We start from the raw sequence: 23,697 nt of genomic DNA on the forward strand, positions 1-23,697 counted from the left end.
AGGACGTCCAAGTAAATGTCGATGGGCTACCGCCGTACGGGTGTCCGCACGGCGGTGGGAAGGCTCCCGAGGGGCCGGTTACGCCTTGACGGGCGCGGGCGCCTCGGTGGCGGCGACCTTGGCGTCCAGCTCCCGGCTGATCCGCCGCTCCACGAAGAACGCGGCGGTCGGAACGGTCCCGGCGAGCAGCACCCAGAGCTGCTTCTTCACCGGCCACTTCGCCTTGGAGCCCAGGTCGAAGGCGAAGACCAGGTAGATCACGTACAGCCAGCCGTGGGCGATGCTGACGACCTGGGTGAAGTCGGCGGCGCCGCCCAGATCCAGCACGTACTTGGCGATCATGCCAAGGCACAGCGCGATCAGCAGCACACCGGTGACGTACGCCATGACCCGGTAGCGGGTCAGCACGCTCTTTTTCATGGCTACGAGCGTAACCGCCCGTTTCGCGCGATCTTCGACCGGGTCGGGCGACCCGCCGGGCCCGCCCGGTGGCCGTCGCCCGGCCCCCGGACCCGCCGCTCAGTCCTCCTTGAAGTCCCCCGCGGCGACCCGCAGCGGCCTGAGCATCGCGAAGATCTCGCCGCACTCCTCGGCGTCGTACGCGCCCAGGCCGAAGTCCATCGCCATCAGCTCGTGGGTGGCCGCCTCGACGACCTCGCGGCCCTTGTCGGTGATGGTGGCCAGGGTGCCGCGGCCGTCGTTGGGGTTGGGGCGCTTGGCGACCAGACCGGAGCGCACCAGGCGGTCGACGGTGTTCGTCACGGAGGTGGGGTGCACCATGAGGCGCTCGCCGATCTTGGACATCGGCAGCTCGCCCGACTTGGAGAAGGTGAGCAGCACCAGCGCCTCGTACCGCGCGAAGGTCAGCCCGTACGGCTTGACCACGGCGTCGACCTCGGCCAGGAGGATCTGCTGGGCCCGCATGATCGAGGTGATCGCGGCCATGGAGGGCACACCGCCCCAGCGCTGTGCCCAGAGTTCGTCGGCTCGGGCGATGGGATCGAAGGAGAGACTGAGGGGCTTCGGCACGCCAACAGACCTTACCGGCCGGTCACATGCCGGTCAGCCCCATCTCGCCTTTCGATACCACCGCCCACCGACGCGGTCAGGGAGCGAGGTGGCGTTCGACCGTCTCGACCTTGGACGTGAGGCCGTCCGTCACACCGGGACGGATGTCGGCCTTGAGGACCAGGGAGACCCGCGGCGCGCGGGCCTCGACGGCGGCGACGGCCCGCCGGACGACGTCCATGACCTCGTCCCACTCGCCCTCGACGGACGTGAACATCGCGTCGGTGCGGTTCGGCAGCCCCGACTCGCGGACCACCCGGACGGCGTCGGCGACGTACTCCCCCACGTCCTCGCCGACGCCGAGGGGCGTCACGGAGAAGGCGACGATCATGCGTTGACGATCCCTTCCTGGCGGGCGCGGGAGGCGATGACCGCGCTCTCGGCCTCGCGCTTGAGCTTGCGCTCGGCGAAGAAGCCGCCGGTCGGCAGGACCGAGAGGACGAAGTAGAGCGCGGCGGTCTTCAGCGGCCACTTGGCGCGGTTCCAGGCGTCCGCCCAGAAGATCACGTACAGCACGAAGAGGACACCGTGGATCATGCCCATCGCCGGCACCGCGTTGAAGTCGGTGGTCCGCTTCAGTACGGAGCAGACGAGCAGGAGGAGGAACGAGATCGCCTCGGGGGCCGAGACCAGGCGGAGGCGGCGGAGGGCGGTGGCGGTCTTGAGGTCCACGGGTCACCTTCGGGAGGGAGGGATGCGCCGTCGGCGCGGGCGGCGTGCGATCCGCCTTGTGAACGGAAGCACAATCGTCGCCCCATTGTGGCAAACAACGCCCCAAGGGATGGACTCAGGGTCGTTCTCCACCCGTGGGACCTGTTCTGTCCACCCTTGGCGGGGCTACTTTCACCACGTGGCGATGTTCCGACTTCAAGGCAGCAAGGTCCTCGCCGTCGACATGACCGGAGACGCCGTCAAGGCGAAGAACGGCTCGATGGTCGCGTACGACGGGGAGATGGCCTTCAAGAAGCTGAGCGGCGGCGGTGAGGGCATCCGGGGGATGGTGACCCGGCGGATCACCGGCGAGCAGATGACGGTGATGGAGGTGAAGGGGCACGGGACCTGCTGGTTCGCGGACCGGGCCTCGGAGATCAACCTCGTGGGTCTCCAGGGCGACAAGCTGTACGTCGAGTCGAGCAACTTCCTGGCGGCCGACGCCGGACTGCGGACCGGCACCAGTTTCACGGGCACGCGCGGCGCCTCCCAGGGCAACGGGCTGTTCACCACGACGATCGAGGGACACGGACAGGCCGCGATCATGTCCGACGGTCCCGCGGTGGTGCTGCGGGTCAGCGCGCAGTACCCGCTGACCGTCGACCCGGGGGCGTACGTCGCGCACCAGGGGAACCTGCGGCAGTCCTTCCAGTCGGGTGTGACCTTCCGCACCCTGTTCGGGGAGGGCGGCGGGGAGGCCTTCCAGATCCGCTTCGAGGGCGACGGACTGGTGTACGTGCAGCCGAGCGAGCGGAACACGATCGCGGGGGATGTGTGAGATGGCCTTCGAGGAGATCAATTCCAAGATGGTCCGGGCGACCGTCGCGCCCGGGCAGCGGCTGTTCAGCCAGCGCGGGGCCATGCTCGCCTACCAGGGCGAGGTGTCCTTCACCCCCAATCTGCGCGGCGGGCAGGGCGGGGTCATGTCGATGATCGGCCGCCGGGTGGCGAACGAGGACACGCCGCTGATGACCGTGGAGGGCAGCGGCACCGTCTTCTTCGGGCACGGCGGCCACCACGTCCAGGTGATCAACCTGTCGGGCGACACCCTGTACGTGGAGGCGGACCGTCTCCTCGCCTTCGAGGGCACCCTGGAGCAGAGCACCGTGTTCCTGGGCTCGCAGGGCGGCGTCATGGGCATGGTGCGGGGCCAGGTGAGCGGGCAGGGGCTGTTCACCACCTCCCTCAAGGGGCACGGCTCGGTGGCGGTGATGGCCCACGGCGGCGTCTTCGAGGTGCCCATCACCCCGCAGCGCCCGGTGCACGTCGACCCGCAGGCCTACGTCGCCCACCACGGGGACGTGCGCAACAAGCTGTCCACGGCGCTGGGCTGGCGGGACATGGTGGGACGCGGCTCCGGCGAGGCGTTCCAGCTGGAGCTGAGCGGCAGCGGCACGGTGTTCGTCCAGGCGTCCGAGGAGAAGCTGTGAGCACGGTCCACCACGACCCGGCGACGCTGCCGGCCGACGACAACGTCAACGCGTACACCTTCTGCGTGGAGCTCAAGGGGAGCCAGTGGTTCCTCCAGAAGGGGAAGATGATCGCCTACTACGGGACGATCGATTTCAACGGCATCGGGCACGGCCGGCTGGACCGTCTGGTGCGCACGTCGTTCCATTCGCCTCTGCACGCGAGCGACTGGGTCGTGGCGGAGGGCTCGGGCAAGATGCTCCTCGCCGACCGGGCCTTCGACGTGAATTCGTACGACCTCGAAGAGGGCAACCTGACCATTCGCTCCGGCAACCTGCTCGCTTTTCAGCCAAGCCTCGCACTCAAGCAGTCGATCGTGCCGGGCTTTCTGACGCTGATCGGAACCGGGAAGTTCGTGGCCGCGTCCAACGGTCCGGTGGTGTTCATGGAACCGCCGCTCCGGGTCGACCCCCAGGCCCTGGTCGGCTGGGCGGACTGCCCGTCCCCGTGCCACCACTACGACCATGGGTACATGACCGGCCTACTGGGCGGTCTACGTGCGATGACGGGGCTCGGCGGCGCCTCCGGGGAGGAGCACCAGTTCGAGTTCGTGGGGGCGGGGACGGTGCTGCTGCAGTCGAGCGAGGCGCTCATGGCGGAGCAGGCCGTGGGGGCTCCGCCGCAGCAGGCGGGGGTGCCCGGCGGCGGGCCCTCCGGAGCGTCGGGAGGCCGCTCGGGGGTACCGGGGCTTCCCGGACAGCTGGGGGACCTCCAGCGCCGCTTCGGGCTGTGAGCGGTAATCTGCGGAGTGTGACATCGAACGCGTGCGCACCGTCACCGTCACGGAAAACCCCTCACTAGTTCGCCTTTCAACATTTTAGGTAGACTTCATTCATGGAGACCGAGACGGCCACTCGCTGGCTGACCGATACGGAGCAGTGTGCTTGGCGCACCCACCTGGAGGTCAACAGGCTGTTGACGCACCAGCTCGAGAAGGACCTGCAGCCGTTCGGCCTGACGATGAACGACTACGAGATTCTGGTGAACCTCTCCGAGTCGGAGGGCGACAGAATGCGGATGAGCGATCTGGCCACCGCCACGATGCAGTCCAAGAGCCGCCTCTCCCACCAGATCACCCGCATGGAGAACGCGAACCTGGTCCGGCGGGAGAACTGCGAGTCCGACCGCCGCGGGCTCTTCGCCGTCCTCACCGAGCACGGCCTGGAGACGATGCGGAAGGTCGCCCCGCACCACGTGGCCTCCGTCCGCCGGCACTTCATCGACCTGCTGGCCCCGGAGGACCTGACGGAGCTGGACAAGGCGCTCAAGCCGATCGCGGAGCACCTGCGCGGACAGCGGGGACGTCCCTGATCACGTCCCCGCGGACCGTACAGGTCTAGGCACCCGGCAGGCGGAGCTCGAACAGGGCGCCGCCTGCCGGTGCGTCGTGCACCGTGAGCGTGCCGCCGTGCCGTACGGCGACGTCCCGCGCGATGGCCAGCCCAAGGCCGGCCCCGCCGTCGTCGCGGCTGCGGGCGGCGTCGAGCCGGACGAACCGCTCGAAGATCCGCTCCCGGTCGGCCGCCGGCACGCCCTCGCCGTCGTCGGCCACGGCGACCACCGCCGCCTCCCCGTCCCGGCGCACCGAGACCTCCACCGCCGAGCGGGCGTGCCGCTGGGCGTTGTCCAGCAGATTGGCCAGCACCCGCCCCAGCTGCCCCCGCGACCCGGCCACCCGCACGGCGGCGTCCCCGCGCACGCTCACCCCCGTACGGCCCTCGGCCGCCTCCCGCGCGAGCGCCGCGAGGTCGACCCGGGCGTCGGCGGGCCGCTCCCCCGCGTCCAGCCTGGCCAGCAGCAGCAGGTCGGCGGCGAGCCGCTGGAGCCGTACGGTGTCCTCCACGGCGCCTTCGAGGTCCAGCAGCTCGGGGTGGGCGGCGGCCACCTCCAGCTGGGTGCGCAGCGAGGCGATCGGGCTGCGCAGCTCGTGCGAGGCGTCGGCGACGAACCGGCGCTGCCGCTCCACCGAGGACTCCAGCGCGGCCAGCGTCTCGTTGGTGGTCGAGGCGAGCCTGGCCACCTCGTCGTGGGTGCCCGGCACCGGGACGCGGCGGGCCAGGTCCTCGCTGGCGGTGATCGCGGCCATCTCCCGCCGGATGCCCTCCACCGGGCGCAGCGCACGCCGGGTGACCAGCCAGGTCACCCACGCGACGACCGCGAGCAGCAGCGGGAAGCCGATCAGCATGACCGTCAGCGCGGTGTTCACGGCGCCGTGTTCGGCGGAGAGCGGCGCACCGGCGTAGACGGTGAGCCGGTCTCCGCGCCGGGTCTCCACGGGGACGGCGACGAAGCGGTAGTCCTCCGTGTCGCCGTCGACGGTCGCGGTGCCGTCGCCGACGGTGGCGGGCTCGCCGATCTCCCCGGCTTCGAGCGCCTCGCCGGAGTCGTCATCGTCGTCGCCGTCGTCGTCCTTCGGGGAGGCGGACGGCCGCGGGTGCACCGCGTCGACGCCGGTACCGGTGATCCGCTCCAGGTCCTCGCTGGCGGCGACGAGCGTGCCCTCCTCGTCGACGACCTGCACGGGGCGGTCGTCGTCGTCCAGGTTCAGCTCGGCGTACCGCGTCCCGACGGCCAGCGAGGTCGCCACGTCCCGCGCCGAGCGCTCCGCCTGGGTGCCCGCCTCGCCGAGCAGGTTGGAACGCAGGGACAGCAGGACGGCGGTGCCGGCCGCGACGAGGGCGACGGCGACCACGAGGGTCGCGGCGAGCGTGGCGCGGGCCCGCACCGAGGCGAACAGGCGGCTCATCGCCCGGTCTCCAGCCGGTAGCCGGCGCCGCGCACGGTCCGGATGAGCCCGGCGCGCAGCTTGCGCCGCAGGGCGCTGACGTACACCTCGACGATGTTGGGGTCGCCGTCGTAGGCGAAGTCCCAGACGTGCTCCAGGATCTCCGCCTTGGACACGACCTGTCCGGCCCGCACCACGAGTTGCTCCAGGACGGCGAACTCCTTGGCGGTGAGGGTGACCTCGTCCTCGCCCAGGAACACCCGGCGGGCGGCGGTGTCGACCCTGAGGTCGCCGTGGACGTGGACGGGCGAGGCCCCGGCGCCCTGCCCCCGCCGTCGCAGCAGGGCCTTCACGCGGGCGACGAGGACGACGTACGAGAAGGGTTTGGTGAGGTAGTCGTCGGCGCCCGTGTCCAGGCCCTCGGCCTCGTCGTACTCGCCGTCCTTGGCGGTGAGCATCAGGATCGGCACGTCGTGCCCGGCGGCGCGCAGGGCGGCGCAGACCCGGTAGCCGTTGAGGCCGGGCAGCATGATGTCGAGGATGACGAGGTCGTACACGCCCTCGCCGGCCCTGTGCAGTCCCTCCAGGCCGTCGTGGACGACGTCCACGGCGTAGCCCTCCGCGGTGAGGCCCTTGGCGAGCGACACGGCGAGGCGCTTCTCGTCCTCCACGATCAACAGGCGCATGTGTAGAGGGTCCCAAAGCGGAGCTGAAGATCCCTTCAGGCGGCTTCAGCCTGGCCTCAGCGTCGGTCCGCGACAGTGAAGTCACCGAAAGCCACTGGACTGTGGACGAGGCCCGACGACTCGGAGGAAAACGCATGAAGCGCAACATCGTGATCGCCGCCGTCACCGCCGCCGCACTGATCGGAGGCGGTACGGCGACGGCTCTGGCGACGACGGGGGACGACGACGGGGACGCCACGCCCCGCACGGACGTGAGCAGGTCGGACGTGAGCGTGTCGGACGACGGCGGCGTACGGGACGAGGCCGACGACCGTGACGACGACGCCGCCCGTGCCGCCTCCGCGAAGGTGACGGCGGCCGACGCGATCGCCGCCGCGCTGGCGGACACGCCGGGCACCGCCGTCTCCGCCGAACTGGACGACGAGGACGACGAGGACGACGACGGCGACGACCGCCGGGAGCGCGCGGCCTGGGAGGTCGACATCCTCGCCGGCGACGGCACCTGGCACACCGTCCGGGTCGACCCGGCCGGCGGCAAGGTCCTCGGCTCGGAGCGGGACGACGACGAGGACGACACCGCCGAGGTCCGGGCGGCCCTGAAGGGCGCCTCCGTCGACGCCGCCGAGGCCGCGAAGGCGACGGCCGGACACGGGACCGTCACGTCCGTCGAACTGGACGAGGACGGCCACTACGGCGACGGGAAGCCCGCCTGGGAGGTCGAGACGCACACCTCCGGCAAGGGCGAGCGGGACTGGCGGGTCGACCCGAAGACCGGCAAGGTCACGGCCGACCGCTCACACGACTCGGGTGCTTCTCGGGACTCGGACGACTCCGACGACTCTCATGACTCCGACGACGACTGATCAGCCCCGCCCGCCGGGCGGAACCCCCGCGGCGGCGCCCCGGCACCAGTGCCGCCGCCGCGGCGACCGCGCCGGACACCGCGAAGCACACCGGCAGGGGCAGCCGTTCCACCAGCAGCCCCACGGCGGCGGCCCCGGCGGAACCTCCGGCGTTCACCGCGGTGTTGCACCAGGTGCCCGCCCGGACCCGGAAACCGGGCGCCGCGCTCTCGTCGGCGACCAGGTACGCCGTGGTCAGGGCCGGGGCCACGAACAGGCCCGCGCACATCACGGCCGGGAGCAGCGTGCCCAGGCCGGGCGCGAGGCCCGCGGCGGCGAGGCAGAGGCCGAGTCCGGCGGCGAAGTAGGGGAGCCGGGCGCGGGTGGGCGAGGTCCAGGCGACGGCGCCGTTGACGAGACCGCCGACCGCGCTGCCCACCGACAGCGCCGCGAGCACGCAGGCGGCGGCGCCGTCCCCGAGGCCGCGCTCCCCCGCGTAGGCGACGACGAGGAGATCGACGGCGCTCACCGAGACGCCGACGCCGGCCGCGACGAGGACGGGCTGCAACAGCGCCCGGGCCTGCCCGTCGGCACGGCCCTCGGGAGCGGGGCCGTCGTTCTTCTCCCGCCCCGCCGGACGCAGCGCGGCGGCCGCCGGCGAGGTGACGAAGGCGAGGGTGCCGACCGCCACCAGCACCGCGCTGAGCACGACGCCGAAGGTCGGCGGGGCCACGGCGACGATGCCGCCGACCAGGAGCGGGCCGGAGACGAAGAGCAGTTCCTCGGCGACGCCGTCCAGGCCGTAGGCCCGCTGGAGCAGGGCCCGGTCGGGCAGCAGCTCCGCCCACACCGCGCGCATCGTGGGGCCGAGCGGCGGCGCGCAGGCACCCGCGAACGCGGCGATCACCGCGAGGACGGCCTCGGACGTGCCGGGACGCCGGCAGGCCGCCGCCAGCGCGCAGAGCAGGGCGGCGTACAGCAGGGCCATGGGCAGCAGGGCCCGGCGCGCACCGTGCCGGTCGACGAGGGAGGCGCGGTAGGGCGACAGGAAGACGCCCGTGGCGCCGAAGAGCGCCATGACCAGCCCGGCCACGGCGTACGACCCGGTGGACCGGGTCAGGGAGAGCATCAGGGCGAGGGAGACCGTGCCGTACGACAGCCGCCCGACGAGGGCGGCCGCGAACGTACGGCGGGCATGGGGGACACGGAGCACGGCGGCATAGGAGGGCCGCGGAGAGCGCGTGGACACGCGGAAGTTCCTCACGAGAAGGCAACAAGGGGACGCCGATGCGCGCGACGGCCGGATCCGGCGGTCGCGTGCGGGGCGGGCCCTATGCCAAGAGGAGGAACATGCGCGTCACTTTAGCCCGTGGGGCGCTTGAGGACGAGGCCGTTTGTCCAAGCCCGTCCGGCGTTTGAGGACGAGGCCGTTCAGGCCGAAGGGGGGCCGGGGGCGCAGCCCCCAGGGTCGGGATGGGAAGGGGCGGCGGGGGCGAAGGAAATCCCACCCCGGACAGCCGCCCCGAGCCGCTCATCCCTCCGTCAGCCCCGCCACCAACTCGTCCGCCGCCCGGTAGGGATCCAGCTCCCCCGCGACGATCCGCTCCGCCAGCGCGCCCAGCCGCCGGTCGCCGTGCAGGTCGCCGATGCGTTCCCGCAGCGTGGTGACGGCGATCGTCTCGACCTCGCGCGCCGCGCGGGCCCGGCGACGCTCCGCCAGCACGTCCCGCTCCTCCATCCACGCCCGGTGCTTCTCCAGCGCCTCGACGACCTCGTCGACGCCCTCGCCGCGCGCGGCGACCGTCTTGACGATGGGCGGGCGCCAGTCGCCGGCGGCGCGGGCCTCGCCGAGGCCCAGCATGTGGTTCAGCTCGCGGGCGGTGGCGTCGGCGCCGTCCCGGTCGGCCTTGTTGACGACGTAGACGTCGCCGATCTCCAGGATTCCGGCCTTGGCGGCCTGGATGCCGTCGCCCATGCCGGGGGCGAGGAGGACGACGGAGGTGTCGGCCTGGGAAGCGATCTCGACCTCCGACTGGCCCACGCCCACCGTCTCGACGAGGACCACGTCGCAGCCGGCCGCGTCCAGGACGCGGATCGCCTGCGGCGCGGCCCAGGCGAGGCCGCCGAGGTGGCCGCGGGTCGCCATCGAGCGGATGTAGACGCCCGGGTCGGAGGCGTGCTCCGACATCCGCACCCGGTCGCCGAGCAGCGCGCCGCCGGAGAAGGGCGAGGACGGGTCGACGGCGAGGACGCCGACCCGCTTGCCCTGCTTGCGGTAGGCCGTCACCAGCGCCGAGGTGGAGGTCGACTTGCCGACGCCGGGCGAGCCGGTCAGACCGACGACGTACGCGTTGCCGGTGAGCGGCGCGAGGGCCTCCATGACCTCCCTGAGCTGCGGGGACGCCCCCTCCACCAGGGAGATCAGCCGGGCCACGGCCCGCGGCCTGCCTTCTCGGGCCTGGGCCACCAGTGAGGAGACGTCCTGCATCACAGCTCCGTTCAGCTCTGTTCAGCTCTGTTCCGTGAGAAGTCGGGGCTCGGGGGTCAGGCCCCGGGCACCCGCACGATCAGCGCGTCGCCCTGGCCGCCGCCACCGCACAGCGCCGCCGCGCCGACCCCGCCGCCGCGCCGCTTCAGCTCCAGCGCCAGGTGCAGCACCAGGCGGGCGCCGGACATGCCGATGGGGTGGCCCAGGGCGATGGCACCGCCGTTGACGTTCACCTTTTCGGTGGAAACACCGAGGTCCTTCATTGACTGGACGGCGACGGCCGCGAACGCCTCGTTGATCTCGACGAGGTCGAGGTCGCCGACCTCCAGCCCCTCCTTCTTCAGGGCGTGCTGGATGGCGTTCGACGGCTGCGACTGCAAAGAGTTGTCCGGACCCGCGACGTTGCCGTGGGCGCCGATCTCCGCGATCCACTCCAGGCCCAGCTCCTCCGCCTTGGCCCGGCTCATGACCACCACGGCCGCCGCGCCGTCGGAGATCTGCGAGGAGGAGCCCGCGGTGATCGTGCCGTCCTTGGCGAAGGCCGGACGCAACTTGGCCAGCGACTCGACGGTGGTGTCGCCGCGGATGCCCTCGTCCTTGCTGAACAGCACCGGGTCGCCCTTGCGCTGCGGGACCTCGACCGGGGTGATCTCGGCGTCGAAGACACCGTTCTTCTGGGCGGCCGCGGCGCGCTGGTGGGACAGGGCGGCGATCTCGTCCTGGGCGGCGCGGTCGATGCCGAGCCGGGTGTTGTGCTTCTCCGTGGACTCGCCCATGGCGACGTTCTCGAAGGAGTCGGTCAGGCCGTCGTAGGCCATGGCGTCGATCATCTGGACCGCGCCGTACTTGTAGCCCTCGCGGGACTTGGGGAGCAGGTGCGGGGCGTTGGTCATGGACTCCTGGCCGCCGGCGACCACCACGTCGAATTCACCCGCGCGAATGAGCTGGTCGGCGAGTGCGATGGCGTCGAGGCCGGAGAGGCAGACCTTGTTGATCGTGAGCGCCGGGACGCTCATGGGGATGCCGGCCTTGACGGCGGCCTGGCGGGCGGGGATCTGCCCGGCGCCGGCCTGGAGCACCTGCCCCATGATCACGTACTGGACCTGGTCGCCGCCGATCCCCGCGCGGTCGAGGGCGGCCTTGATCGCGAAGCCGCCGAGGTCGGCCCCGGAGAAGGACTTCAGGGAGCCGAGCAGCCGCCCCATCGGGGTGCGCGCACCCGCGACGATGACGGACGTCGTGCCGTTGGTGCCGGAGGTTCCGGACGTTCCAGAAGCTGCAGAGGTCATGGGCTGCCATCCCCTTTTCCGGCCCGCACAGGCCGCGGAGTGAACGAGGGTTTACTTGAATGTACTGAGCGGTATGCCGCCCGTCACCCGGCGGTCGGTGTGATCGCGCGCACGTTGCGTAACCACCTCCGGAGCGCTGCACTGAATCCATGCTGACGCGAATCGACCACATCGGAATCGCCTGCCACGACCTCGACACGACCGTCGAGTTCTACCGTGCCACTTACGGCTTCGAGGTGTTCCACACCGAGGTCAACGAGGAGCAGGGTGTCCGCGAGGCCATGCTCAAAATCAACGAGACCTCGGACGGCGGCGCCTCGTACCTCCAGCTCCTGGAACCGACCCGGGAGGACTCCGCGGTCGGCAAGTGGCTCGCGAAGAACGGCGAGGGCGTCCACCACATCGCCTTCGGTACGGCGGACGTGGACGCGGACGCCGCGGACATCCGGGAGAAGGGCGTACGCGTTCTGTACGACGAGCCGCGGCGCGGTTCGATGGGATCGCGGATCACCTTCCTGCACCCCAAGGACTGCCATGGCGTACTGACAGAACTGGTCACATCGGCGGCCGTTGAGTCACCTGAGCACTGACCCTCGTACATAAGGGCCGGTAGGGTTGGGTGCGGTCGCCGCTCAGTCCAGGGTGACCCGGTCCTGTCGCCCTGGGCGCCGGGACCGCCGGGGTCGTGTTTCGGGGGGTCGGCGACGGGGCAGCAGCACATGCTCCGCCGTTGATCTGACACCATTCCCCGGGGGCACCGTCCGGCGTACGGACGGAGCTCGTTCGGGAAGATTTGCGACCAGGGGACGGATGGGACCGCGCAGTGCGGGGCTACGAGAGCCAGGAGCGAGAGCCGGCGGCTGACGTCGACCACCTCTCTCGGTTCGAGGCCGAGATGAAGCGGCTGAAGACCGAGCGGGAAAAGGCGATCCAGCACGCCGAGGACCTCGGCTACCAGGTCGAGGTGCTGCGCGCCAAGCTGCACGAGGCGCGGCGCACCATCATGTCCCGGCCCGCCTTCGACGGCGGCGACATCGGGTACCAGGCCGAGCAGTTGCTGCGCAACGCGCAGACGCAGGCCGACCAGCTGCGCGCCGACGCGGAGCGGGAGCTGAGCCAGGCCCGGGCGCAGACCCAGCGGATCCTCCAGGAGCACGCCGAGCAGGCCGCCCGGCTCCAGGCGGAGCTGCACCAGGAGGCGGTGACCCGCCGCCAGCAGCTGGACCAGGAGCTGGCCGAGCGCCGGCAGACCGTCGAGTCGCACGTCAACGAGAACGTGGCGTGGGCCGAGCAGCTGCGCGCCCGCACCGAGCAGCAGGCCCGCCGGCTGCTCGACGAGTCCCGCGCGGAGGCCGAGCAGGCCATGAGCGCGGCCCGCGCGGAGGCCGAGCGGCTGACCGCCGAGGCCCGTCAGCGGCTGCGCAGCGAGGCGGAGAGCGCCCGCACGGAGGCCGAGCAGATCCTGCGCCGGGCCCGCACCGACGCGGAGCGGCTGCTGAACGCCGCCTCCACCCAGGCCCAGGAGGCCACCGACCACGCGGAGCAGCTGCGCAGCTCCACCGCCACCGAGTCGGAGTCCGCCCGCCGCGAGGCCCAGGAGCTGAGCCGGGCCGCCGAGCAGCGCATGTCCGAGGCCGAGGAGGCGCTGCGCAAGGCGCAGGCCGAGGCCGAGAAGGTGGTCGCGGAGGCCGAGGAGGCCGCGGCCAAGGCGCTGTCGAGCGCCGAGGCGACCAACGAGCAGCGCACCCGCACCGCCAAGGAGCAGGTCGCCCGGCTGGTCGGCGAGGCCACCAAGGACGCCGAGACCACCAGGTCCGAGGCCGAGCAGGTGGTCGCGGACGCCCGTGCCGAGGCCGAGCGGATCGTCGCCGAGGCCGCCGAGAGGGCCCGCACGATCACGGCCGAGGAGTCGGCCACCCAGCTGTCCAAGGCGGCCAAGACCGCCGAGGACGTGCTGAACAAGGCGTCGGAGGACGCCAAGCGCACCACGAAGGCCGCCACCGAGGAGGCCGAGCGGATCCGCTCCGAGGCCGAGGCCGAGGCGGACCGGCTGCGCGGCGAGGCGCACGACATCGCCGAGCAGCTCAAGGGCGCGGCGAAGGACGACACCAAGGAGTACCGCGCCAAGACGGTCGAGCTGCAGGAGGAGGCGCGCCGGCTGCGCGGCGAGGCCGAGCAGCTGCGGGCCGACGCGGTCGAAGAGGGCGAGAAGATCCGCGCCGAGGCCCGCAAGGAGGCCGTGGCGCAGATCGAGGAGGCGGCGAAGTCAGCGGAGGAGCTGCTCGCCAAGGCCAAGGCGGACGCGGACGAGCTGCGGCAGACCGCGACGGCGGACGGCGAGAAGGTCCGCGCCGAGGCCATCGAGCGGGCGACGACCCTGCGCCGGCAGGCCGAGGAGACCCTGGAGCGCACCCGTGCGGAGGCCGAGCGGCACCGCACGGAGGCCGCCGAGCGCGTCGAGGAGCTGCAGGCGGAGGCGGAGCGGGCCGCCCGTGAGCTGCGCGAGGAGACCGAGCGCGCCGTCGAGGCCCGGCAGGCGGAGGCCGCCGAGGAGCTGACCCGGCTGCACACCGAGGCCGAGGAGCGCCGCACCGCCGCCGAGGAGGCGCTGTCCGAGGCCCGCGAGGAGGGCGAGCGGATCCGCCGCGAGGCCGCCGAGGAGAGCGAGCGGCTGCGCACCGAGGCCGCGGAGCGGGTCCGTACGCTCCAGCAGCAGGCCGAGACGGAGGCCGAACGGCTGCGCACCGAGGCCGCCGCGGACGCGTCCGCCTCCCGCGCGGAGGGCGAGGCCGTCGCCGTACGGCTGCGCTCGGAGGCGGCGAGCGAGGCGGAGCGGCTGAAGTCGGAGGCGCAGGAGAGCGCCGACCGGGTGCGGGCGGAGGCGCAGGCCGCCGCCGAGCGCATCGCCGCCGAGGCCTCGGAGGCGCTGGCCGCCGCCCAGGAGGAGGCCGCCCGGCGCCGCCGCGAGGCGGAGGAACTGCTCGGCTCGGCGCGGCAGGAGGCCGACCAGGAGCGCACGCAGGCCCGCGAGCAGAGCGAGGAGCTGCTGGCCTCGGCGCGCAACCGGGTGGAGGAGGCGCAGGCCGAGGCGGTGCGGCTGGTCGAGGAGGCCGACCGGCGCGCGACCGAGATGGTGTCGGCCGCCGAGCAGCACGCGCAGCAGGTCCGCGAGTCGGTCGCCGGGCTGCACGAGCAGGCCCAGGAGGAGATCACCGGACTGCGCAGCGCCGCCGAGCACGCGGCGGAGCGCACCCGGACCGAGGCGCAGGAGGAGGCCGACCGGGTCCGCGCGGACGCCTACGCGGAGCGCGAGCGGGCGAGCGAGGACGCCGGACGCCTCAGGCGCGAGGCGCAGGAGGAGACCGAGGCCGCCAAGACGCTGGCCGAGCGGACGGTCTCCGAGGCCATCGCCGAGGCCGACCGGATCCGCGCGGACGTCTCCGAGCACGCCCAGCGGGTGCGCACCGAGGCCTCCGACGCGATCGCCGAGGCCGAGCAGTCCGCGTCGCGCACCCGGGCGGACGCCCGCGAGGACGCCAACCGCATCCGGTCCGACGCGGCGACGCAGGCGGACACCCTGATCACCGAGGCGCGCTCCGAGGCGGAGCGGCTCACCACCGAGACGGTCGCCGAGACCGACCGGCTGCGCACGGAGACCCTCGCGGAGGCGGAGCGCGTCACCACCGAGGCGGCGAGCGAGGCCGAGCGGGTACGGACCGAGGCGGCCACCGAGGCCGAGCGGCTGCGCACCGAGTCGACCGCCGAGGCCGAGCGGGTGCGCGCCGAGGCGAGCGCCCGGGCCGAGCAGCTGGTCTCGGACGCCACCGGGGAGGCGGAGCGGCTGCGCGCCGAGGCCGCCGACACGGTGGGCTCCGCACAGCAGCACGCGGAGCGGATCCGGGCCGAGGCCGAGCGGGTGCGGACCGAGGCGGCGGCGGAGGCCGAGCGGGTCACCACGGCCGCCCGCGAGGAGGCCGAGCGGACCCTCGACGAGGCCCGCAAGGACGCCAACAAGCGGCGCTCGGAGGCGGCCGAGCAGGTCGACACGCTCATCACGGAGACCACCGCCGAGGCCGACAAGCTGCTCACCGAGGCGCAGAAGCAGGCCCAGAAGACCACCGCGGACGCCGAGTCGCAGGCCGACACGATGGTCGGCGCGGCCCGTGCGGAGGCCGACCGGATCGTCCAGGAGGCGACGGTCGAGGGCAACACCCGGGTGGAGAAGGCCCGTACGGACGCGGACGAGCTGCTGGTCGGCGCGCGCCGGGACGCGACCGCCATAAGGGAGCGCGCGGAGGAGCTGCGCGAGCGGCTCACCTCCGAGATCGAGGAGCTGCACGAGCGGGCCCGCCGCGAGGCCGCCGAGACGATGAAGTCGGCCGGCGACCGCTGCGACGCGCTCATCAAGGCGGCCGAGGAGCAGTTGGCCAAGGCCGAGGCGAAAGCCAAGGAGCTGGTGTCGGAGGCCAACTCCGAGGCCGGCAAGGTGCGCATCGCCGCCGTCAAGAAGGCCGAGGGGCTGCTCAAGGAGGCCGAGCAGAAGAAGGCCACCCTGGTCCGCGAGGCCGAGGAGCTGAAGGCGGAGGCCATCCGCGAGGCCCGGGCCACGGTCGACGAGGGCAAGCGCGAGCTGGAGGTCCTGGTCCGGCGCCGCGAGGACATCAACGCGGAGATCTCCCGGGTGCAGGACGTGCTGGAGGCACTGGAGTCGTTCGAGGCGCCCGGGGGCGCGAAGGACAACGGCGTGAAGGCCGGAGCCACGGTGGGCGCCCCACGTTCGGGTGGCAAGTCGTCAGACGGCTAGCATTCGGGGTGATTTGGGTGTCTGCTGGAGATCTTTGGCCGAGTCCCGACGGGACCGTTGCCCAGAGCTTTGGCAAGCCATCCGAGGGTCAGCCACTCAAAAGAGGTGTCATTCTCCGTATCAAACGTGCATCCGCTCGATGACACACCGCATTGGCGCCTAGGATTCCCTCTATCACCTCACCCGGTCTCTTTCGACAGGAACCCCATGAGCGACACTTCCCCCTACGGCTTCGAGCTTGTGCGGCGTGGGTACGACCGCGCTCAGGTGGACGAACGTATCTCCAAGCTCGTCTCCGACCGTGACAGCGCTCTCACCCGCATCACCGCTCTGGAAAAGCGCATCGAGGAGCTCCACCTCGAGACTCAGAACGCCCAGGCCCAGGTCAACGACGCCGAGCCGTCGTACGCCGGTCTCGGTGCCCGGGTCGAGAAGATCCTGCGGCTCGCCGAGGAAGAGGCGAAGGACCTGCGCGAGGAGGCCCGGCGCGCGGCCGAGCAGCACCGCGAGCTGGCCGAGTCGGCCGCCCAGCAGGTGCGCAACGACGCGGAGTCGTACGCCGCCGAGCGCAAGGCCAAGGCCGAGGACGAGGGCGTCCGGATCGTCGAGAAGGCCAAGGGCGACGCCTCCCAGCTGCGTTCCGAGGCGCAGAAGGACGCGCAGTCCAAGCGCGACGAGGCCGACGCGCTCTTCGAGGAGACCCGGGCCAAGGCCGCGCAGGCCGCCGCCGACTTCGAGACGAACCTCGCCAAGCGCCGCGAGCAGTCCGAGCGGGACCTGGCCTCCCGTCAGGCCAAGGCCGAGAAGCGGCTCGCGGAGATCGAGCACCGCGCGGAGCAGCTGCGCCTGGAGGCGGAGAAGCTGCGCACGGACGCCGAGCGCCGGGCCCGCCAGACCGTGGAGACGGCACAGCGCCAGTCCGAGGACATCGTGGCCGACGCCAACGCCAAGGCCGACCGGATCCGTTCGGAGTCCGAGCGCGAGCTGGCCGCCCTCACCAACCGCCGCGACTCCATCAACGCGCAGCTGACCAACGTGCGCGAGATGCTGGCGTCCCTCACGGGCGCCGCGGTGGCCGCCGCTCCGGCGGTCGAGGACGAGTCCGTCTCCCGCGGGGTGCCGGCCCAGCAGTCCCGCTGAGGCGGCCCGGCCCACGCGGGGCGCGCGCCTGCCGCATACGTACGAAGAAGGACGAGGCCTTCTGTCACTGGGGTGGCAGCGGGCCTCGTCCCGTTCTAGCGTGGGCGCCATGATCGAGCTCGAGGGGCTGACCAAGCGGTACGGCGAGAAGGTGGCGGTCAACAACCTCTCCTTCACCGTCAGACCCGGCATCATCACGGGCTTCCTCGGCCCCAACGGCGCGGGCAAGTCGACCACCATGCGGATGGTGCTGGGCCTGGACCGGCCCACCGCCGGGGACGTGCGGATCGACGGCAAGCACTACGACGAGCTCGCGGACCCGCTGACGTACATCGGCGCGCTCCTCGAGGCCAAGGCGTGGCACGGCGGGCGCAGCGCCTACAACCACCTGCTGTGCCTCGCGCAGAGCAACGGCATTCCGGAGAAGCGGGTGCGCGAGGTCCTGGACACGGTCGGGCTGTCGGCGGTCGCCCGGAAGAAGACCAAGGGCTTCTCCCTCGGCATGGGGCAGCGGCTCGGCATCGCCGGCGCGCTTCTGGGCGACCCGCGGATCCTGATGTTCGACGAGCCGGTCAACGGGCTCGACCCCGAGGGCATCCACTGGATCCGCAACCTGATGAAGACCCTGGCCTCCCAGGGCCGTACGGTCTTCGTCTCCTCCCATCTGATGAGCGAGATGGCGCTGACCGCCGACCACCTGGTGGTCATCGGCCAGGGCCGGCTCCTCGCGGACACCTCGATGGCCGAGTTCATCGCGGAGAACTCCCGCAGCTACGTCCGGATCCGCACCCCGCAGCGCGAGCAGCTGCTCGACGCGCTGCACGACGCCGGGGTCCCGGTCGTCGAGGCGGGCGACGGGGTGCTGGAGGTGGACGGCGACAAGTCGGAGGCCGTCGGCGAGCTGGCGGCGCGGCAGCAGATCGTGCTGCACGAGCTGAGCCCGCAGCGCGCCTCGCTGGAGGAGGCGTTCATGCAGCTCACCGCGGAGTCGGTGGAGTACCACGCCCACGACGGGCAGCCGCCCGGCGCGGTGCCGCAGCAGCAACAGCCGCCCGGGCAGCCGCCGCGGCAGCAGTGGGGCAGCGACTGGAAGAGGGGTTGAGCATGGCGGCGACACAGGTCCTCCGGTCCGAGTGGACCAAGATCAGGTCGGTCGCGTCCACGGTGTGGACGCTGGGCCTCGCCGTGGTCGTCACCATCGCCCTCGGCATGCTGATCTCGGCGCTGTCGAAGAACGAGTTCGGCGACATGAGCCGGCGGGACCAGCTCTCCTTCGACCCGACCTTCATCAGCTTCGCCGGCACGAGCCTCGGCCAGCTGGCGATGATCGTGTTCGGGGTGCTGGTGGTGGGCAACGAGTACAGCACCGGCATGATCCGCACCTCGCTCGCCGCCGTGCCGAGACGCGGCACCTTCCTGTTCAGCAAGATCGCGGTGGCGACCGCCCTGGCCCTGGTCGTGGGCATGGTCACCAGCTTCGCCACGTTCTTCCTCGGTCAGGCGATGCTCGGCGACCTGAAGGCGTCGATCGGCGACCCGGGCGTGCTCCGCGCGGTGTTCGGCGGCGGCCTCTACATGACCCTCATCGCGATGTTCTCGATGGGCGTCGCCGCGATGCTGCGCTCCCCCATGCTGTCGCTGGGCATCCTGATGCCGTTCTTCTTTCTGATCTCCAACATCCTGGGCAACGTCCCCGCGACGGAGAAGGTCGGCCGGTTCCTGCCCGACCAGGCCGGCAGCAAGATCATGCAGGTGGTCACGCCGATCGACGACGACGTGCCGTACGGGCCGTGGGGCGGCCTCGGGATCATGGCACTGTGGGTGATCGCGGCGCTCGTGGGCGGGTACGCGGTGCTGAAGCACAGGGACGCCTAGCGGAGGCTCCTCGGCGGGTCGGATTTTGCCCGGGCTTGAACGGAACCGTCAGCGCGTGGATATCCTCCTAACCCTTACGGGGGCGTGTGCCCTGCTGTCCCTGAACCTTCCGATGGGTGCGGAGCATGATCGAGGCAGTCGGCCTGACCAAGCGCTACGGCGACAAGACCGCTGTGTACAACCTTTCCTTCCAGGTGCGGCCCGGTGCCGTCACCGGCTTCCTCGGGCCCAACGGCTCGGGCAAGTCGACGACGATGCGGATGATCCTGGGCCTGGACAACCCCACCTCGGGGCACGTGACGATCGGCGGCCACCCGTACCGCAGGCTGCCGAACGCCGCGCGGCACGTCGGCGCGCTGCTCGACGCCAAGGCGGTGCACGGCGGCCGGGCCGCCCGCAACCACCTGCTGAGCCTCGCCCAGCTCTCCGGCATCCCCGCCCGCCGGGTGGACGAGGTGCTCGGCGTGGTGGGCCTCCAGGACGTGGCCAAGCGGCGTTCCAAGGGCTTCTCGCTCGGCATGGGCCAGCGGCTGGGCATCGCCGCCGCGCTGCTCGGCGACCCCCAGGTGCTGCTCTTCGACGAGCCGGTCAACGGCCTCGACCCGGAGGGCATCCACTGGGTGCGCAACCTGATGAAGGCGCTCGCGGCGGAGGGACGCACCGTCTTCGTCTCCTCGCACCTGATGAGCGAGATGGCGCTGACCGCCGACCACCTGATCGTCATCGGGCGCGGCCAGATGCTCGCCGACATGAGCGTGACGGACTTCATCTCGGCCAACTCCGCGGACTTCGCGCGCGTGCGCACGCCGGACACCGAGCCCCAGCTGCGCGAGAAGCTGACCTCGGCGCTGACCGAGGCGGGCGGCCACGTGCTGCCCGAGCAGGACGGCGCGCTGCGGGTGACCGGCCTCGCCCTCCCCCGGATCAGTGACATCGCGCACGACACCGACGTACGGCTGTGGGAGCTGTCGCCGCACCAGGCCTCGCTGGAGGAGGCGTACATGCGGATGACGCAGGGCGCCGTGGACTACCGGTCGACCGCCGACCAGAAGGCCGGGCTCCAGCAGCCCCTGCCGCCCGGCGCGCAGCCGCCGATGCCGGTGCCCGGGCAGGGCCAGCCGGGGTGGTACGCCCCGCCGCCGCCCCAGCAGGGCGGTCAGCCCTTCGCCGCGCCGCAGGGCGCCCCGGGCCAGGCCCCGGCGGGCCCGTACGGCGCCCCGCAGGCGCCCGACGCGGTGCCGGGCGGTCAGTCGGCCAACCCCTACGCGGCGCAGTCGGCGCCGCAGGCCCAGCCCGCCCCGCAGCTGCCCCAGCCGCCCGCCGCGGCCCCCGCACCCCCCGCTGCCGCCCCGGCGCCCGCCTCCGCGCCCGTCACCGACCCGACCAAGCCCGAGGACGCCCGATGAGCACCCCCCAGCCCCCGACGCAGCAGGCCGCGCCCGACTGGCACGCGGCGCCCGGCTCGCCGTACCCGACCTACACCTCGCCGATCCCGGTGGTGCGCACGACCCTCCTGCACGCCCTGGCGTCCGAGTGGACGAAGATCAAGTCGGTGCGCTCGACGATGTGGACGCTGGGCGTGTTCGTCCTGCTGGTCCTCGGCATCGGGCTGCTGACCGGCGCGGTGGTGGCGAGTTCGGACTCCGACCTGGCCGGCGAGAGCGCGCTGAGCCTCGGCTTCTTCGGACTGCTGCTCGGCAGCATCTGCGTGATCACCCTCGGCGTGCTGACCACGGCGTCCGAGTACGGCACGGGCATGATCCGCACGACGATGACCGCGTGCCCCAGCCGCGGCCGGGTGCTGGCGGCCAAGGGCATCGTGTTCTTCCTGGTCGCCTTCGTGGTGACCCTGGTGTCAGCGACGCTGATCGGCCTCGTCCACGTGTCCATGCTGGAGGGCCACGGCGCCGGCGACCCCACCGGCGAGGAGTGGCTGAAGGGCACCGTCGGCGTCTCGCTCTACGTCGCGCTGCTCGGGCTGCTCTCGCTGGCCGTCGGTTCGATCATCCGGCACTCGGCGGGCGCCATCACCATCATGATCGGCGTCCTGCTCGCGCCGCTGGTGATCGCGCTGTTCATGTTCTCGGAATCGCTCAAGGACGTGCAGCAGGCCCTGTTCGAGTACTCGATCCCGAACCAGATGAGCATCTTCTACGCCAACTCGCTCTCCGAGTCCGGGCCCTCGGGCTGGGACCCGCTGTGGATCGTGCTCGGCGTGACGGCGGTCGTGTTCGCCGCCGCCTTCACCCTGCTGGAGAAGCGGGACGTGTAGGGCGGCCGGACCGGCCCTCAGAACCTCGGCGCGTTACGGGACCGCTGCACCCGCGTGGTGCGGCGGTCCTTCGCGTTCCAGCACGCCTTGTGCCAGTGCCGGCGGTCGTCGACGCCCGCGTGGGCGGGCCAGGCCACCACGTGCGGGACTCCGTCCGGAATGAGCTGGTCGCACCCCGGGCAGCGGTACGACTTCCCCTGCGCGCTCGCGCCCGCCACGTGCCGTACGCTCCACTCCTCGCCCTGCCAGCTCTCCGAGGACTGCCAGCCGCCGTAGCGGCCGGAGCCGTCCTCCTCGGCGCTCCGGCCGGAGGAACCGGCTCCCTTGGGTCGGTTGCGACGCGGGGACACAGGACACCTCACGGAGCTATACAGGAAGCAGGGCGGCATCCAGCCTACGCGGCACGGACACGGGTACGCATACGCCGTCGAACACCGCAACTCCCCCGCGCGGGGTTCCGTCCGTGGCCGGGGCACCGTCCCACAACGGCCGATTCTGCAGACAATCCGCAAAGTCCTTCGTCCGGCCGTGTCCTCGGCACGTGTCAGGCGGTTATGCCCTGTGGGGGAGCTCCGCGTCGGGGCCGAGGAAGCAGGAAAAGGCAATGCGCGTAGGAAGTTTCGTGTTGGGGGCCCAGTTCCCGGGCCAGGGCCAGGGCGAGGCGCTGCACCGCGCCGTCCGCTCGGCCGAGGTCGCCGAGGAGGCCGGGCTCGACTCGGTCTGGCTGGCCGAACACCACTTCGTGCCGTACGGCACGTGTCCGTCGGCCGTGACCCTGGCCGCACTGCTGCTGGGCCGCACCCGGCGCCTGCGGGTGGGCACCGCGGTCAGTGTGCTGCCCACCGTCCACCCCGTGGCGCTCGGCGAGCAGGCGGCGCTGCTGCACGTCACGAGCGGCGGCCGCTTCTCGCTGGGCGTGGGCCGCGGCGGTCCGTGGGTGGACCTGGAGGTGTTCGGCGCGGGCCTGGAGGCGTACGAGAAGGGTTTTCCGGACTCGCTCGACCTGCTGCTGCGCTGGCTGCGCGAGCCGGCCGTCGGCGCCTCGGGGGACCGCTACCGCTTCCGCGAAGTGCCGGTCGTGCCGCGGCCGTCGGAGGCCCTGTCCGAGGAACCGGGCCCGGAGGTCGTCGTGGCCTGCACGTCGCCGTCGAGCGTGCGGATGGCGGCCGAGCGGGGGCTGCCGATGCTCCTCGGGATGCACGTCGGCGACGAGGAGAAGGCGGAGATGGTCGCCCTGTGGCGGCGCCACGCCCGCGAGGCCGGGCGGACGGCCGCGGAGATCCACGGCGCCGCCCATGTGTCGGCCGGCGTCTGCCAGATCGCGGACCGGCGCGCGGACGCGGCGGAGACCCTGCTCAAGGCGATGCCGGGCTGGCTGCGGCAAGGGCTCGGCGCCCATGTCACGGTGGACGGCCGGGAGCGGCGGATGCGCGACCCGCACGCCTACACCGAACTGCTCTGCGGGCTGCACCCGGTGGGCACGCCCCGGCTGTGCGCGGACCGGCTCGCGGCGACCGCCGAGCGCACCGGCGTCTCCCGCTTCGCCCTGCTCGTCGAGGGCTCGGGAGACCTCGCGGCGACCGAGGAGAACGTACGGCGGCTCGGGGCCGAGGTGCTCCCCCAGCTCGGCTGAACCGGCGGGCGCGGAGCTTGCCGCTCCGGTACGACGACTGCACCTCCCACGTACGGAGCGGCAAGCGGGCGTTCTGGGTGCCTCAGCAGTCGCGCAGTTCGGGCGACTGGTTCAGCAACTGGCTGCGCACCGAGGTGAACTTGGTCAGCGTCTCGTCGACGGAGGAGTCCAACGGGAACACCGCCACCCGGTGGCAGTTCTGGAAGGCCAGCCGCACCCCGAAGTGCCGCTGCAGTGCACCGCGTATGGCGTCACTCGCGAGCGCACGCAGGAGCTGACCGCGCGCCTGCTCGTCCGGCGGGGGCGTCTGGTTGTCGGCGAAGGCTCCGCCGTCGACCTTCAGCTGTGCCACCAGGGAGCTGACCATCTCCCATGCGTAGGGCAGGGAGGTCCGGACGCAGTCGACGAAGTCTGCTTCGTCGACCTCGCCTCGCTCGGCCTGTTCGAGTAGGGCCGGTGAGACGTCGAGCGACATGGGTTCTCCTCTCGCACCCCCGAACAGCAGGGGTTGCCGGACAGTTAAGGGAGTACGCGATTCCGAACACGCTGCGTACACAGTTCGCGACCTCCCGTTCAATACCGTAAGCAACCGATCGTGACGGCACCAGGAGAATGCCCAGATGGACACCATCCGGTAGGCCCACAATCGGCCAGTGCGCACAACGGGGCCATTGGGAGAAGTGGGACAGCGCAC

24 protein-coding genes are annotated in these 23,697 nt (G+C 72.1%); 13 read left to right on the forward strand and 11 right to left on the reverse strand.

The genetic code is table 11. The annotated features are described in order from the left end of the window. Positions 1 to 78 precede the first annotated feature (78 nt). From D1J63_RS11375 to D1J63_RS11390, 4 genes are all read right to left on the reverse strand, one after another. Positions 79 to 420 (reverse strand): DUF3817 domain-containing protein, encoded by a 342-nt coding sequence (locus D1J63_RS11375; protein WP_059301499.1) that lies wholly within the window; start codon positions 418 to 420, stop codon positions 79 to 81. 99 nt (positions 421 to 519) lie between these two features. Beyond that, positions 520 to 1,029 carry a MarR family transcriptional regulator gene (locus D1J63_RS11380; protein WP_125628810.1) on the reverse strand — a complete coding sequence of 170 codons (510 nt, stop codon included), beginning with the start codon at positions 1,027 to 1,029 and terminating at the stop codon, positions 520 to 522. Positions 1,030 to 1,105: 76 nt separating this feature from the next. Continuing rightward, positions 1,106 to 1,399, reverse strand: a complete 294-nt coding sequence (locus D1J63_RS11385; RefSeq protein WP_003973587.1) for an MTH1187 family thiamine-binding protein — start codon at positions 1,397 to 1,399, stop codon at positions 1,106 to 1,108. Further along, the gene (locus D1J63_RS11390; RefSeq protein ID WP_003973588.1) at positions 1,396 to 1,740 is read right to left on the reverse strand and encodes a DUF3817 domain-containing protein; all 345 of its coding nucleotides are present in this window, start codon (positions 1,738 to 1,740) and stop codon (positions 1,396 to 1,398) included. The genes D1J63_RS11385 and D1J63_RS11390 overlap by 4 nt, the downstream gene beginning before the upstream one ends. Before the next feature lie 184 nt (positions 1,741 to 1,924). Between D1J63_RS11390 and D1J63_RS11395 the strand changes: the two genes are divergently transcribed. From D1J63_RS11395 to D1J63_RS11410, 4 genes are all read left to right on the forward strand, one after another. Further along, a complete protein-coding gene (locus tag D1J63_RS11395; RefSeq protein WP_061442488.1) occupies positions 1,925 to 2,557 on the forward strand; it encodes an AIM24 family protein in 633 nt (210 codons plus the stop codon). Position 2,558: 1 nt separating this feature from the next. Then, positions 2,559 to 3,209: an AIM24 family protein gene (locus tag D1J63_RS11400; RefSeq protein WP_102932265.1), complete on the forward strand. Its 651-nt coding sequence runs from the start codon at positions 2,559 to 2,561 to the stop codon at positions 3,207 to 3,209. Beyond that, positions 3,206 to 3,982: an AIM24 family protein gene (locus D1J63_RS11405; RefSeq protein WP_102932266.1), complete on the forward strand. Its 777-nt coding sequence runs from the start codon at positions 3,206 to 3,208 to the stop codon at positions 3,980 to 3,982. The genes D1J63_RS11400 and D1J63_RS11405 overlap by 4 nt, the downstream gene beginning before the upstream one ends. A 101-nt stretch (positions 3,983 to 4,083) precedes the next feature. Next, a complete protein-coding gene (locus tag D1J63_RS11410; RefSeq protein ID WP_003973592.1) occupies positions 4,084 to 4,560 on the forward strand; it encodes a MarR family transcriptional regulator in 477 nt (158 codons plus the stop codon). Between the two features lie 25 nt (positions 4,561 to 4,585). On the opposite strand, the gene D1J63_RS11415 is transcribed toward D1J63_RS11410, so the two are convergent. Continuing rightward, positions 4,586 to 5,995, reverse strand: a complete 1,410-nt coding sequence (locus D1J63_RS11415) for a HAMP domain-containing sensor histidine kinase (RefSeq protein ID WP_125628811.1) — start codon at positions 5,993 to 5,995, stop codon at positions 4,586 to 4,588. After that, positions 5,992 to 6,660 carry a response regulator transcription factor gene (locus tag D1J63_RS11420; protein ID WP_102932268.1) on the reverse strand — a complete coding sequence of 223 codons (669 nt, stop codon included), beginning with the start codon at positions 6,658 to 6,660 and terminating at the stop codon, positions 5,992 to 5,994. The genes D1J63_RS11415 and D1J63_RS11420 overlap by 4 nt, the downstream gene beginning before the upstream one ends. Before the next feature lie 134 nt (positions 6,661 to 6,794). On the opposite strand from D1J63_RS11420, the gene D1J63_RS11425 reads away from it, so the two are divergent. Beyond that, positions 6,795 to 7,523: a PepSY domain-containing protein gene (locus D1J63_RS11425; RefSeq protein ID WP_125628812.1), complete on the forward strand. Its 729-nt coding sequence runs from the start codon at positions 6,795 to 6,797 to the stop codon at positions 7,521 to 7,523. Here the strand turns inward: D1J63_RS11425 and D1J63_RS11430 are convergent. The 3 genes from D1J63_RS11430 to D1J63_RS11440 form a co-directional block, all read right to left on the reverse strand. Then, on the reverse strand, positions 7,441 to 8,751 hold the full coding sequence (locus tag D1J63_RS11430) for an MFS transporter (RefSeq protein WP_125628813.1): 1,311 nt from the start codon (positions 8,749 to 8,751) through the stop codon (positions 7,441 to 7,443). The two genes, D1J63_RS11425 and D1J63_RS11430, sit on opposite strands and share 83 nt — an antisense overlap. Positions 8,752 to 9,033: 282 nt before the next feature. Next, on the reverse strand, positions 9,034 to 9,990 hold the full coding sequence (meaB, locus tag D1J63_RS11435; protein ID WP_061442495.1) for a methylmalonyl Co-A mutase-associated GTPase MeaB: 957 nt from the start codon (positions 9,988 to 9,990) through the stop codon (positions 9,034 to 9,036). A gap of 56 nt (positions 9,991 to 10,046) precedes the next feature. Next, positions 10,047 to 11,279: an acetyl-CoA C-acetyltransferase gene (locus D1J63_RS11440; protein ID WP_125628814.1), complete on the reverse strand. Its 1,233-nt coding sequence runs from the start codon at positions 11,277 to 11,279 to the stop codon at positions 10,047 to 10,049. Between the two features lie 149 nt (positions 11,280 to 11,428). On the opposite strand from D1J63_RS11440, the gene mce reads away from it, so the two are divergent. From mce to D1J63_RS11475, 7 genes are all read left to right on the forward strand, one after another. Beyond that, positions 11,429 to 11,869 carry a methylmalonyl-CoA epimerase gene (gene mce, locus D1J63_RS11445; RefSeq protein ID WP_061442497.1) on the forward strand — a complete coding sequence of 147 codons (441 nt, stop codon included), beginning with the start codon at positions 11,429 to 11,431 and terminating at the stop codon, positions 11,867 to 11,869. Positions 11,870 to 12,102: 233 nt separating this feature from the next. Continuing rightward, positions 12,103 to 16,083: a polarized growth protein Scy gene (gene scy, locus D1J63_RS11450; RefSeq protein WP_125628815.1), complete on the forward strand. Its 3,981-nt coding sequence runs from the start codon at positions 12,103 to 12,105 to the stop codon at positions 16,081 to 16,083. A gap of 207 nt (positions 16,084 to 16,290) precedes the next feature. Next, positions 16,291 to 17,223 (forward strand): hypothetical protein, encoded by a 933-nt coding sequence (locus D1J63_RS11455; RefSeq protein ID WP_061442499.1) that lies wholly within the window; start codon positions 16,291 to 16,293, stop codon positions 17,221 to 17,223. A 109-nt stretch (positions 17,224 to 17,332) separates the two neighbouring features. Beyond that, positions 17,333 to 18,325: an ABC transporter ATP-binding protein gene (locus tag D1J63_RS11460; RefSeq protein WP_164712802.1), complete on the forward strand. Its 993-nt coding sequence runs from the start codon at positions 17,333 to 17,335 to the stop codon at positions 18,323 to 18,325. 2 nt (positions 18,326 to 18,327) lie between these two features. Continuing rightward, the gene (locus D1J63_RS11465) at positions 18,328 to 19,098 is read left to right on the forward strand and encodes an ABC transporter permease (RefSeq protein WP_176153741.1); all 771 of its coding nucleotides are present in this window, start codon (positions 18,328 to 18,330) and stop codon (positions 19,096 to 19,098) included. A gap of 125 nt (positions 19,099 to 19,223) precedes the next feature. Further along, positions 19,224 to 20,504 (forward strand): ABC transporter ATP-binding protein, encoded by a 1,281-nt coding sequence (locus D1J63_RS11470; RefSeq protein ID WP_125628818.1) that lies wholly within the window; start codon positions 19,224 to 19,226, stop codon positions 20,502 to 20,504. After that, positions 20,501 to 21,370: an ABC transporter permease subunit gene (locus D1J63_RS11475; protein ID WP_125628819.1), complete on the forward strand. Its 870-nt coding sequence runs from the start codon at positions 20,501 to 20,503 to the stop codon at positions 21,368 to 21,370. Before D1J63_RS11470 ends, D1J63_RS11475 begins: the two co-directional genes overlap by 4 nt. A 17-nt stretch (positions 21,371 to 21,387) precedes the next feature. Here the strand turns inward: D1J63_RS11475 and D1J63_RS11480 are convergent, their stop codons facing one another. After that, the gene (locus D1J63_RS11480) at positions 21,388 to 21,720 is read right to left on the reverse strand and encodes a hypothetical protein (RefSeq protein WP_061442504.1); all 333 of its coding nucleotides are present in this window, start codon (positions 21,718 to 21,720) and stop codon (positions 21,388 to 21,390) included. A 254-nt stretch (positions 21,721 to 21,974) separates the two neighbouring features. Here D1J63_RS11480 and D1J63_RS11485 point away from each other — a divergent pair, with 254 nt between their 5' ends. After that, positions 21,975 to 23,003 carry an LLM class flavin-dependent oxidoreductase gene (locus D1J63_RS11485; RefSeq protein WP_125628820.1) on the forward strand — a complete coding sequence of 343 codons (1,029 nt, stop codon included), beginning with the start codon at positions 21,975 to 21,977 and terminating at the stop codon, positions 23,001 to 23,003. An 82-nt stretch (positions 23,004 to 23,085) separates the two neighbouring features. Here the strand turns inward: D1J63_RS11485 and D1J63_RS11490 are convergent, their stop codons facing one another. Further along, positions 23,086 to 23,478, reverse strand: a complete 393-nt coding sequence (locus D1J63_RS11490; RefSeq protein ID WP_003973607.1) for an SCO5389 family protein — start codon at positions 23,476 to 23,478, stop codon at positions 23,086 to 23,088. Positions 23,479 to 23,697 lie beyond the last annotated feature (219 nt).

The sequence above is a fragment of the Streptomyces sp. KPB2 genome (assembly GCF_003950055.1).
In the GTDB taxonomy this organism is placed as follows: domain Bacteria; phylum Actinomycetota; class Actinomycetes; order Streptomycetales; family Streptomycetaceae; genus Streptomyces; species Streptomyces salinarius.